Consider the following 10669-nt stretch of genomic DNA (forward strand, 5'->3'; position numbering starts at 1 on the left):
CGGTGGGCGCGACGCCGAAGAGCAGCGACCGCAGCCAGCGCGTCGCCACCAGCGCGCCGGCGAGGCCGACCAGCGTCCCGGCGGCGGCGATCGCGAGCCCGCCGCGCACCACCAGCCGCACGAGGTCGCGGCGCGTCGCCCCGAGCGCCACCCGCACCCCCAGCTCGCGCGTGCGCTGCGCGGCGCCGAACGACACCACCCCGTACACGCCGAGCGCCGCCAGCACGAGCGCGGTCGCCGCGAAGAGCGCGAGCAGCGTGGCGCCGAAGCGCTGGAAGGCCGTCATCCCCTCGACGCGGTCCTCCATCGTGCGCACCTCGAACGCCGGCGTCCCCGGCGCCACCTCGGCGAGCGCGGCGCGCACCGCGCCGGCCAGCGCCAGCGGCGGCCCGGGCGTGCGGACCACGAGCATCGCGCGCCCGTACGGCGACTGCGCGTAGGGGAGGTAGACGTCCGGCTGCTGCGCGTCGTCGAGGGCGCCGTAGCGCACGTCGCCGACGACGCCGACCACCAGCGCCGTGTCGTCGTGGAAGCCGCCCTGCATCACGCTCACCGGCTTCCCGATCGGGTCCTCGCCGGGCCAGATGCGGCGCGCGGCGTGCGCGCTCACCAGCACCGCCTTGCGGGCGCCGGCGCGGTCGGCGTCGGTGAAGCCGCGCCCGCGCAGCACCGGCACGCCCATCACCGCGGGCCACGTCGGCGTGATCCAGTGCACGCCCACCTCGGGGCCGCCCTCCCCCTCGGCGGGCGCCGGGCGGTCGCGGCGCACGAGCCCCGTGCCGTTGCACCCGCCGTTGAGCGGCGGGCAGTCCTGCAGCGCCACGCCGGTCACGCCGGGGATCGCGGCCACGCGCTCCTGCACGCGCGCGAACACCGCGGGGAACGAGTCGCGCTCGGCGACGGCGCGCGGGTCGAAGCGCACCGTCAGCACGCCGGCCGCGCGCACCCCCGGCGCGACGCCGAGCAGCTTGCCGAGGCTGCGCAGCATCAGCCCCGCGCCGGCGAGCAGCACGAGCGCGAGCGCCACCTCCGCCGTCGCGAGCAGCGTGCGCGTGGGGGCGCCGCGCGCCGCGCGGGCCTCGCCGCCGCCGGGCGCGCCGTCCTTGAGCGCGCCCGTCAGCGCCGGCCGCGTCGCCTGCAGCGCGGGGGCGAGGCCGAACACGACGCCCGTCAGCAGCGCCAGCCCCGCGCCGAACGCCAGCGCCGCGCCGTCGAGGCGGATCGCCTCGAAGCTCACCGTCTTGAGGTCGGAGACGCGCGCCATCGGCAGCGTGCGCGCGGGGTCGATGGCCGACAGCGCGCGCACGCCGGCCCACGCCGCCGCGACCACCGCCGCGCCGCCGAGCGCGGCGAGCAGCAGGCTCTCGGTGAGCAGCTGGCGCACGACGCGCCCGCGCCCGGCGCCGAGCGCGAGGCGCACCGCGGTCTCGCGCCCGCGCCCGACGGCGCGGGCCAGCAGCAGGTTGGCGACGTTCGCGCAGGCGACGAGCAGCACGAGCCCCACCGCGCCCGAGAGCACGAACACCGCGCGCCGCAGCGCCGGGTCGACGCGCGCCGCGTCGAGCGGGAGGCCGACGACGCCGTGGCGCCGCCGCGGCGTGCCGGGCTCCGGGTACGCGTCGTCGACGCGCGCGACGACGCCGCGCGCCGCCGCCAGCGCGGCCGCCTCCGACACGCCGGGTCGCCGCCGCGCGATCACCGTGTACGAGTGGTTCCACGCCTCGCCCAGCTCCTCGGCGGACTTGCTCATGACCGAGACCAGCAGCTCGGCCTCGCCGGTCAGCCCGCGGAACCCGGGCGGCAGCACGCCGACGATGGTGTGGGGCTCGCCGGCGACGGTGATCGCGCGCCCGAGCGCGGCGGTGTCGGCGCCGTAGCGGCGGCGCCAGAGCGCGTCCGAGAGGAGCACGACGCGCGGGCCGCCGGGGGCGCGCACCTCCTCGGGCGCCAGGTTGCGCCCCAGCGCCGGGCGCACGCCGAGCGTCGGCAGGTACTGCGCGTCCACGTGCTCGCCGCGGACGCGCTCCGCCTCGCCGCCGCCGACGCGCACGGTGAACGGCATCCCCTCGTACATCGTGAGCGAGGAGAAGGCGCGCTGCGCGTCGCGGAAGGCGACGAACTTGGGGTACGACCACGGCGCGTCGTCGCGCCCCGGGTCCTCGCCGTGCGGCGGGCGCGTCATGCTGAGCTGCACCAGCTCGCCCGGCGCCGCGAACGGGAGGCGCCGCAGCAGCAGCGCGTCCACCGCGCTGAAGATCGCGACGTTGGCGCCGAGGCCGACGGCGAGCGTGGCCACGGCGACGAAGGTGAAGCCGGGGCGGGCGCGCAGGGCGCGCGCGGCGAAGCGCACATCCTGCCGCAGCGCGTCGAGCGCGCTGGCGCCGCTGTCGTCGACCAGGCGCTCGCGCACGCGGCGCGGGTCGCCGAGCCGGCCGAGTGCCGCGCGCCGCGCCTCCTCGGGCGAGGCGCCGTCGTGGCGCCGCTGCTGCTCCTCGAGCGCGAGGTGGAAGCCGAGCTCCGCGTCCATCTCGCGGCGCCAGGCCGCGCGGTCGAAGAGGGCGCGGCGGAGGACGTGCAGCCGGTAGCGCGCGGCGTCGAGCATCGACATGGGGGGCTCCCGTGGCGCCTCAGGCGCGGCGGAGGACGCGGGCGATCGCGAGCGAGACCTGGTCGAACGCGGCCAGCTGCTCGCCGAGCTGCCGGCGGCCGGCGGCGGTGAGCGTGTAGTAGCGCGCCTGCCGCCCGGTCGGGGACTCGCCCCACTTGGAGGTGACCCACCCCTTCTTCTGCAGCCGCTCCAGCGCCGGGTAGAGCGACCCCTGCTCCACCGTCAGCACCTCGTCGGAGAGCCGCCCGATGTGCTGCGCGATGGCGTAGCCGTGCATGGGCTGCACGGTCAGCGTCTGCAGGATCAGCATGTCGAGCGTGCCCTTCAGCAGCTCGGCCTTCTTGGCGGTCATAGGTCGGAGTTCTACAGGTAGGGGTTCTGGGCACATAGGTAGGGGTCCGACACCTCACGGTCAAGCGCTGCGGGCTGCGGACGGCGGATTCGAACAAACCGCTGTCCGCAGCCCGCAGTTAGGTTCTGCCCATGTCCGTCCGCCGCCCCGCCACGCGGCTCGTCGCGCTCGACCGCGCGCTCGAGCGGCTGCCGCTCTTCCGCCTCTCCGACTCGGCGGCGGACGACGGGGCGCTGCAGTGGGTGCCGGCGGCGGGGACGCGGTGGCGGGTGCTGCCGGCGCCCGGGGACCGGCTGCCGGGGACGTTCGACCAGGACGTGTGGGTCGGGCTGCTGCACCGGTGGGCCGAGGCGGGGCGCCCCGACGACGGGGCCATCACCTTCCGGCTGCACGCCTTCCTGCGGTCGCTGGGGCGGAAGGCCGACGGGCGCACCTACGAGCAGCTGCGCGCCTCGCTGACGCGGCTGGAGCGGACGACGCTCGAGTCGACGGGCGTCTACGGCGACGGCGACGCGCGCTTCACGCTGCTCGCCTCGGTGGTCATCGAGCGGCGCCGGCAGGAGGACGCCGACCAGTTGGCGCTCTTCCCCACCCTGACCGCCAACGAGCCCGGGGACGCGCGGGTGACGCTGTCCCCCCAGGTGCGCGGGAACCTGGCGGCCGGGGCGGTCGCCGAGCTGTCGTGGGCGCGCTACCAGCAGCTGGCCTCGCCGGTGGCGCGGCGGCTCTACCGGCTGCTCTCGGCGCTGGCGCCCGAGGCCGAGGGGGAGGCGGCGCGGTGGCCGCTGGAGCAGTGGGCGGAGCGGCTGCCGCTGGCCCAGCGCTACCCCTCCCACCTGCAGCGCGTGCTCCAGCCCGCCCACGAGATGCTCGTCTCGGCCGGGGTCGTCCGGGGGGCGACGGTGGTCACGGAGGGGCGCGATCGGTGGGTGGAATACCGCTGGTGACCCCTCCCGCCGCGGAGGTCCGGGCGACATCGTCCGCCACATGGCCCTCCCCCTCGAGCGCACCCTGAAGCGCGAGGTCGTCATCGACGGCGCGCCCTACACGGTCACCCTCTCCCCCCTGGGGGTGAAGCTGGTGCCGAAGGGGTTCCGGAAGGGGCGCGCGGTGAGCTGGCGGGCGCTGCTGGCGCAGGGCGAGCCGGCCGCCGACGCGGAGGAGGACCCCCCGGCGGGGGGGTGACGGGCACGTATCGCGCATCGTCGTCCGCGGAACCCCGCCGGTCCGGGACGGTATTCCTCACGTCACCGCCAAGTCTCTCCAGCCCGAGCGCGCGCCCATGCGTCGTCCGACTCGTACCGCCGTCCTCGCCACCGTCGCCGCGGCCCCGCTGCTGGCCGGCGGGTGGATCCTCCAGTCGCGCGCGCAGCGCGACGGGGCGCAGCTCCTCGAGCAGGTGATGGGGCTCGTCTCGCAGCGCTTCGTCGACACGGTCGGCGCCCCGGCGCTGTTCGAGAAGGCCGCCCGCGGCCTCGTGAAGGAGCTGAACGACCCGTACACGGAGCTGTTCACGCCGAAGCAGATCGCCGACTTCTCGCGCCAGACGAACGGGCGCTACGGCGGGCTGGGGATGGAGATCGTCGAGCAGTCGGGGTTCGTGACGGTCGCGCGCGTCTTCCCGCACACGCCGGCCGAGGCGGCGGGGATCCAGGAGGGCGACCGGATCGTCCAGATCGACACGGCGAACACGCGCGGCTGGAAGACGACGGCCGTGCAGAACATGCTGCTCGGCGCGCCCGGCACGAAGGTGAAGGTCAGCTTCGCGCGCCCCGGCGTCATGCAGCCGATCACCGACACGTTCACGCGCGCCGAGGTGCACATCCCGGCCGTCGGCTACTCGATCATGTTCGACGGCACCGTGGGCTACGTCCCGGTGACGCGCTTCAGCGAGGCGACGGCGCAGGAGATCGGCGACGCGGTGCGCCGCCTGAGCGGGCAGGGCGCCAAGGGGATCGTGCTCGACCTGCGCGACAACCCGGGCGGGATCCTCGAGCAGGCGATCTCCACCAGCAACCTGTTCCTGCGCCGCGGGCAGGAGGTGGCGAGCGTGCGCGGCCGCCAGGGCGACCAGCAGACGTACGTCGCGACGTCGCAGCCGCTGGCGCCGGCGATCCCGCTCGTCGTGCTCGTGAACGGCTACTCGGCGTCGGCCTCCGAGATCGTCGCCGGCGCGCTGCAGGACCACGACCGCGCGGTGGTCGTCGGCACGACCAGCTACGGCAAGGGGCTGGTGCAGACGCTCTTCCCGCTCGACGGCGGCTACGCGCTCAAGATGACCACGGCCAAGTGGTTCACGCCGAGCGGCCGCTCGATCCAGAAGGACCGCAAGCTGGTGGACGGGCAGTACGTCGAGGTGCACCCCGACTCGCTCGAGAGCGACTCGGCGCGCAAGGCGCGGCCGCAGTTCAAGAGCGACGCCGGGCGCGTGGTGTACGGCGGCGGCGCGGTGACGCCCGACGTGATCGTGAAGCCCGACACGCTGTCCACCGCCGAGCAGCAGCTGGCGCGCGCGCTGGCGCCGAAGTTCCCGCAGGTCTACACGGCGCTCAGCGAGATCGCGTTCGAGCTGAAGGGGAAGGTGCAGCCGACCTTCACCGTCGACCCGGCGTGGCGCGAGCAGCTGTGGACGCGCCTGCAGAAGGACACGATCAAGGTCGAGCGCGCGCAGTGGGACGCGGGGCGCGCGTGGGTCGACCGCCAGATCGAGCAGCGCGTGGCGCGCGTCGCGTTCGGCGACTCGACGGCCAAGCGGCACGAGCTCGACGACGACGTGCAGCTCCGCCGCGCGATCGACATGGTGAAGAAGGCGTCGGCGCAGCGCGACCTGTTCGCGATGGTCCCCGGCACGTCGCGCCTCCCGGCGAACGCGCCGACGCCGACCGGCACGGCCGCGGCGCCGCAGGGCGAGCGCCGGCCCTGAGCCGCCGACGCCCGAAGGCGACGGACGAAGGGCCCCGGAGCATCGCGCTCCGGGGCCCTCTCGTTTTCCCGTCGGTGGTCGGTCAGGCGGCCGCCGCCACCGGGCGCCGCCCCTCCTTCTGCTCCCCCTCCTCCACCGGCTCCAGCGTCCGCCGCCGCGCCCGCGCCAGCAGCCGGCGGAGCGTCAGCGCGAGCCCGGTCCAGACGAGCCCCACACCGGCCGCCGAGGCGAGCCCGGCCAGCGTCTGCCCGACGACGCCCGCCGCCTCGCCCGTGTGCACCGGGCGCACCCACGACCGCACCTTCTGCGCGACCGGGAGCTGGGCGTAGGGCTGCACCTTGGTGATCGCCCCGCTCGCCGCGTCGACGGTGAGGGTGGTCCGCCCGTCGGGACGGTTGCTGGCGGTCGCCGAGGCGGTGATGGTGGCCGTCTTCGCGCCGTTGGCCGGGTAGCGCAGCGCCAGCTGCTTCCACCCCGGCGCCGCGGCCCCGGCCTGCGCCATCAGCGCGTCGAGGTCGGGCGCGAACGCGGGCCCCGCGGGGCGCGCCTCCCCCCCGCGCGCCGGGGCGCGGGGCGCCTCCGCGCGCGGCGGCTCGCCGCCGAAGGCGCGGATCACCAGCGCCGCCGGCCAGGCGTACGAGATCATCGCCGCCGTGAACACGACCGCCAGCATCACCGGCGCCGTCCAGGCCCCCATGACGTGGTGCCAGTTCCAGTCGCGCGCCCGCCCGCGCGCCGTGAAGGTCGGGACCAGCACCGCGCGCAGCGAGCGGCGGCTCACCTTCCTGGGCCACCAGAGCACGGCGCCGGTGAGCAGGAGGAAGAGGAACGCCACGTTGCTCGCCCCCGTGATCCGCACCCCGAGCTTGTCGCGCACCGACTCGCCGGTGGCCAGCGAGCGGTGCCACCGCTCGACCTCCGAGAAGAAGGCGCGGACCTTCGGGCTCCCCGGCAGCACCGCCCCCGTGTACGGGTCGACGGCGACCGTCCGGCGCGGCTCCACCCCGACCGCCACCGGCGCCGTCGGGTCGTCCTTCACCGTCACCCCCGTCACCTTCACCCCCGGCTCGGCGGCGCGCACCCGCGCCACCAGCGTGTCGAGCGGGAGGCGCGCCCCCCCCGCCGGCGGGGTGACCGACCCGGTGGACCAGGCGGTGACCTGGCGCTGGTAGGTCAGCAGGACGCCGGTCAGCGACATGACGAGGACCACCGCCCCGGCGGCGACGCCGGCGGCGAGGTGGGCCCAGAACAGGGCGGGGCGGACGGCGCCGGTCCACAGACCGCGGCGCCGGGGGGCGGGAGACGTCGGCATGGCGGGGGAACCTCGTGAGCAATCCCGATACTGTCAATCGGGATTGGATACGGGATCCCCCGGGGAGGCGTTGGGCGCTTTCTTTCGCGCACCCCTTTCCGAGCCGAATGCCCCGCCTGCTCCCCGCCCTCGTCCTGCTCGCCGCCTGCACCCGCGGCGCGACCGTCACCACCGGGACCGCCGCCGGTGCGTCCCCCGCGCGGGCCGTGGCCGCCGACAGCGGCGAGACCCACCTCGCCGACGTCCGCCAGATCACCTTCGGCGGGGAGAACGCCGAGGCGTACTTCAGCCACGACGACCAGTGGCTGACCTTCCAGAGCACGCGCGACGGCCGCGCCTGCGACCAGCAGTTCGTGATCCGCGCCGACGGCACCGACCTGCGCCGCGTCTCGAACGGCGAGGGGAAGACGACCTGCGGCTGGTTCCTTCCCGGCGACCGCCGCCTCTTCTTCGCCTCGACGCACGCCGCCGGCGCGGCCTGCCCGGCCAAGCCCGACCCGTCGAAGGGCTACGTGTGGGGGATCGACCGGTACGACATCTACACGGCGAACCGCGACGGGTCGGAGCTGAAGCGGCTGACGAACTACGGCGTGTACACCGCCGAGGGCGTGCTCTCGCCCGACGGCACGCGCATCGTCTTCACGTCGCTCAAGGACGGGGACCTCGACATCTACACGATGAACGTCGACGGCTCCGACGTGCGCCGCCTCACGACGACGCCCGGCTACGACGGCGGCCCGTGGTGGAGCCCCGACGGGACGAAGATCGTGTACCGCGCCTGGCACTACGCCCCCGAGGACTCGGCCGGGCTGCGCCAGTACCGCGAGCTGCTGGGGCAGAACATGATCCGCCCCAACCGCATGGAGCTGTTCGTGATGAACGCCGACGGCAGCGACCAGCGGCAGGTGACGCGGCTCGGCGGCGCGAACTTCGGCCCGTCGTGGACCCCCGACGGCCGGCGCCTGATCTTCTCGAGCAACCACCAGAACCCGCGCAGCCGCAACTTCGACCTGTTCGTCGTGAACCTCGACGGCACGGGGCTGGAGCAGATCACGCGCAACCCGGAGTTCGACGGCTTCCCGATGTTCTCGCACGACGGGAAGCGGCTCGTGTGGGCGTCGAACCGCGGGGCGGCGAAGGCGGGGGACACGAATCTGTTCATCGCGGAGTGGAGGCCCTGACCACGGCGGGAGTCGCTACTGCGGGAGTCTCAACGGCGGGAGTCGTGACCGCGCACTGCGCCGTTTCGACTCCCGCTTTCTCGACTCCCGCGGTGACGACTCCCGCCGTCTAGGTTCCTCCGCCGATGACTCCCCTCGCGGTCCTGCTGGTCCTGGTCTCCGCCGCGGCGCACGCCTACTGGAACTACCTGCTGAAGCGCGCCGGCGGGACGCGCGCGTTCATCGCGCTCAGCAAGTTCGCCGAGGCGGTCGTGTTCCTCCCCGCCGCGCTCGTGCTGGCGTGTCGCGCGCCGGCGGGGACGCTCGCGCACGCGGCGCCGTACATCGCGGTCGGCACCTTCTTCGTGCTCGCGGGCTACGTCACCCTCGGCGCGGCGTACCGGGTCGGCGAGCTGTCGTTCATCTACCCGATCGCGCGCGGCGCGGCGCTGCTCGTGCTCCCGCCGCTCGGCTGGCTGACGTTCGGCGAGCGCGTGGGACCGCTCGGGTGGGCGGCGGTGGCGCTCATCGTCGCCGGCGTGCTGGTGATGCAGCTCCCGGCGCTGCGGCGCGACGCGTGGCGCGAGCTGCTGGTGCACCTGCGCGGCCCGGCGACGCTGCTGGCGCTGCTGATGGCGTTCATCCTCGGCACGAGCACGATCTGGGACAAGCACGCGGTGCGCGCGGTCGAGCTGTGGGCGTACTTCTACGGCTACACGCTCTGCGCCGGGGTCGGCTACCTGGCGTGGGTGACGCGCGCCGAGGGGGCGCCGGCGGTGCGGGCGGAGTGGAGGGCGCACCGCGGCGCGGCGGTGGCGGTCGGCGTGCTCAACACGCTGAGCTACGGGCTGGCGCTGGCCGCGCTGCGCACCGGCGGCTCGACGTACGTGGTCGGGCTGCGGCAGCTCAGCATCGCGGTCGGCGTCTTCCTCGGCGCGCGGCTGCTCGGCGAGGTGGTGTCGACGCCGCGGCGGGTCGGCGTCGCGCTGCTGCTCGTGGGGTGCGCGCTCATGGCGTCGGGGCGGTGACCGGGCGGTGATCGGCGGGTGACCGGTGCGAGCGATGATCGGCGCGTCGCGTTCACGCCGAACCCCAGCCGTCGCCGCCATGCGCCCCGCGCTCGCCAGACTCCTCGTGCTCCTCGCCGCCGCCCTGCTGAGCGCGCTCCCCGCGCGCGCCGGCGCGCAGGCACTGACCTACCGCTTCGCCGGCACCGCCGACGTCGCGGGCGTGCTCACCGCGGTCGGCTTCGCGCTGACGGGCGACGCGGCCGGCGTCGTCGACATCGGGCCGTCCGGCGACACGCCCAGCGGGTACGCGAACGTCGGCCTGTCCGGCTACCTGCAGGGCGCGACCGCGCTGCGGGCGGCGGCCGACTACCAGGCGTACGTGTTCACCAGTGCGGCGCTGCCGACGGCGGGCGCGTACTTCATCCCCGCGCAGTCGACGCCCGGGGACCTCGATTTCTTCCTCGCCGGCGCGCTCTTCGACGCGTACGACCTGCGCACCGCGCTCGCGCCGGTCTCGCTGACGTTCTCGTTCTCGGAGGGGGACCTCGTCTACACGGGCACCGGCACCTTCGAGGTCGTCGCCGGCGTGGACCTCTCGCCGCTCCCCGGCGGCGTCACGCCCCCGTCGTCGACGGTGCCCGAGCCGGGGACGTGGGCGCTGCTCGGCACCGGGCTCGCGCTCGTCGGCGCGGCGGGCCGCTTCAACGGCCGGAAATCGGATCCGAAGGATCAGATCTGATCCGTTCGATCCGATTCCTGGCAGTCGATCCTCACCGCGCGAACGCCGCCCGCACCGCCACCGTCCGCCGCAGCTCGTCGGCGCTCTGCAGGATCTTGCGCCGCAGGTCGTCGGGCAGCGTCGGGCGCGCGGCGAGGAACGCGTCGACCTCCGCCAGCGCCTCCGCCGATCCCTGCCCGCCGACCAGCGCGTCGAGCCAGCTGCCGAGGAAGAAGATGCGGCGGTTGCGCTGGATCCACGGGAGCGAGTCGAGCGCCGGCGTGACGTACGGGCGCACCAGCGCTTCGTGCCCCGGCGACACGAAGGCGCCGAGGCTCGCCGTCACCCACTCCTCGTTGAGCGCGCGGTCGGCGAAGTAGCGCGCGAAGTAGGCGCGCTTGGCCTCCGCGTCGGGGCGCGCGGCGCCGGCCACGAACGCGCGCCGCCGCCCCTCGCTGGTCGAGTCGCGGCGCGTCTCGTCGGCCAGGCGCCGCCGAGCCGCCGCCGCGCCGCGCGCCACCAGCGCCGTCACGATCGCCCAGCGCGTGGGGGCGCGGGGCGGCGCGCTGGCCGCCGAGTCGGCGGA

10 protein-coding genes are annotated in these 10669 nt (G+C 75.5%); 6 read left to right on the forward strand and 4 right to left on the reverse strand.

Annotated features, from left to right (window positions below):
* Positions 1–2608, reverse strand: a 2608-nt coding sequence (locus PYV61_RS13615; protein ID WP_275832401.1) for an ADOP family duplicated permease, incomplete at its 3' end; no start/stop codon positions are given.
* A 19-nt stretch (positions 2609–2627) separates the two neighbouring features.
* The gene (locus PYV61_RS13620; RefSeq protein WP_275832403.1) at positions 2628–2960 is read right to left on the reverse strand and encodes a PadR family transcriptional regulator; all 333 of its coding nucleotides are present in this window, start codon (positions 2958–2960) and stop codon (positions 2628–2630) included.
* Positions 2961–3091: 131 nt separating this feature from the next.
* On the opposite strand from PYV61_RS13620, the gene PYV61_RS13625 reads away from it, so the two are divergent.
* The 3 genes from PYV61_RS13625 (at position 3092) to PYV61_RS13635 (ending at position 5883) form a co-directional block, all read left to right on the forward strand.
* Positions 3092–3907, forward strand: a complete 816-nt coding sequence (locus PYV61_RS13625; RefSeq protein ID WP_275832405.1) for a replication initiator protein A — start codon at positions 3092–3094, stop codon at positions 3905–3907.
* Between the two features lie 40 nt (positions 3908–3947).
* On the forward strand, positions 3948–4145 hold the full coding sequence (locus PYV61_RS13630) for a hypothetical protein (protein ID WP_275832407.1): 198 nt from the start codon (positions 3948–3950) through the stop codon (positions 4143–4145).
* Positions 4146–4242: 97 nt separating this feature from the next.
* Entirely contained in the window at positions 4243–5883 is a 1641-nt protein-coding gene (locus tag PYV61_RS13635; RefSeq protein WP_275832409.1) for a S41 family peptidase, read from the forward strand.
* 82 nt (positions 5884–5965) lie between these two features.
* Here the strand turns inward: PYV61_RS13635 and PYV61_RS13640 are convergent, their stop codons facing one another.
* Complete coding sequence (locus PYV61_RS13640) at positions 5966–7195, reverse strand: PepSY-associated TM helix domain-containing protein (RefSeq protein ID WP_275832412.1); 1230 nt, start codon at positions 7193–7195, stop codon at positions 5966–5968.
* A gap of 107 nt (positions 7196–7302) precedes the next feature.
* Here PYV61_RS13640 and PYV61_RS13645 point away from each other — a divergent pair, with 107 nt between their 5' ends.
* The 3 genes from PYV61_RS13645 (at position 7303) to PYV61_RS13655 (ending at position 10104) form a co-directional block, all read left to right on the forward strand.
* A complete protein-coding gene (locus tag PYV61_RS13645; protein ID WP_275832414.1) occupies positions 7303–8376 on the forward strand; it encodes a hypothetical protein in 1074 nt (357 codons plus the stop codon).
* 125 nt (positions 8377–8501) lie between these two features.
* Positions 8502–9383 carry a DMT family transporter gene (locus PYV61_RS13650; RefSeq protein ID WP_275832416.1) on the forward strand — a complete coding sequence of 294 codons (882 nt, stop codon included), beginning with the start codon at positions 8502–8504 and terminating at the stop codon, positions 9381–9383.
* Positions 9384–9462: 79 nt separating this feature from the next.
* Positions 9463–10104 (forward strand): PEP-CTERM sorting domain-containing protein, encoded by a 642-nt coding sequence (locus PYV61_RS13655; protein ID WP_275832418.1) that lies wholly within the window; start codon positions 9463–9465, stop codon positions 10102–10104.
* A 31-nt stretch (positions 10105–10135) separates the two neighbouring features.
* Here the strand turns inward: PYV61_RS13655 and PYV61_RS13660 are convergent.
* On the reverse strand, positions 10136–10669 hold a 534-nt coding region (locus PYV61_RS13660), incomplete at its 5' end, for an ERAP1-like C-terminal domain-containing protein (RefSeq protein ID WP_275832420.1).

This window comes from Roseisolibacter sp. H3M3-2, assembly GCF_029211165.1.
Classification (GTDB): domain Bacteria; phylum Gemmatimonadota; class Gemmatimonadetes; order Gemmatimonadales; family Gemmatimonadaceae; genus Roseisolibacter.

Excerpts from the sequence above, each read along its gene's own strand:
- PYV61_RS13630 (WP_275832407.1), top strand. The coding sequence starts at position 3,948 with ATGGCCCTCCCCCTCGAGCGCACCCTGAAGCGCGAGGTCGTCATCGAC.
- PYV61_RS13650 (WP_275832416.1), top strand. The coding sequence starts at position 8,502 with ATGACTCCCCTCGCGGTCCTGCTGGTCCTGGTCTCCGCCGCGGCGCAC.
- PYV61_RS13640 (WP_275832412.1), bottom strand. The coding sequence starts at position 7,195 with ATGCCGACGTCTCCCGCCCCCCGGCGCCGCGGTCTGTGGACCGGCGCC.
- PYV61_RS13635 (WP_275832409.1), top strand. The coding sequence starts at position 4,243 with ATGCGTCGTCCGACTCGTACCGCCGTCCTCGCCACCGTCGCCGCGGCC.
- PYV61_RS13620 (WP_275832403.1), bottom strand. The coding sequence starts at position 2,960 with ATGACCGCCAAGAAGGCCGAGCTGCTGAAGGGCACGCTCGACATGCTG.
- PYV61_RS13655 (WP_275832418.1), top strand. The coding sequence starts at position 9,463 with ATGCGCCCCGCGCTCGCCAGACTCCTCGTGCTCCTCGCCGCCGCCCTG.
- PYV61_RS13625 (WP_275832405.1), top strand. The coding sequence starts at position 3,092 with ATGTCCGTCCGCCGCCCCGCCACGCGGCTCGTCGCGCTCGACCGCGCG.
- PYV61_RS13645 (WP_275832414.1), top strand. The coding sequence starts at position 7,303 with ATGCCCCGCCTGCTCCCCGCCCTCGTCCTGCTCGCCGCCTGCACCCGC.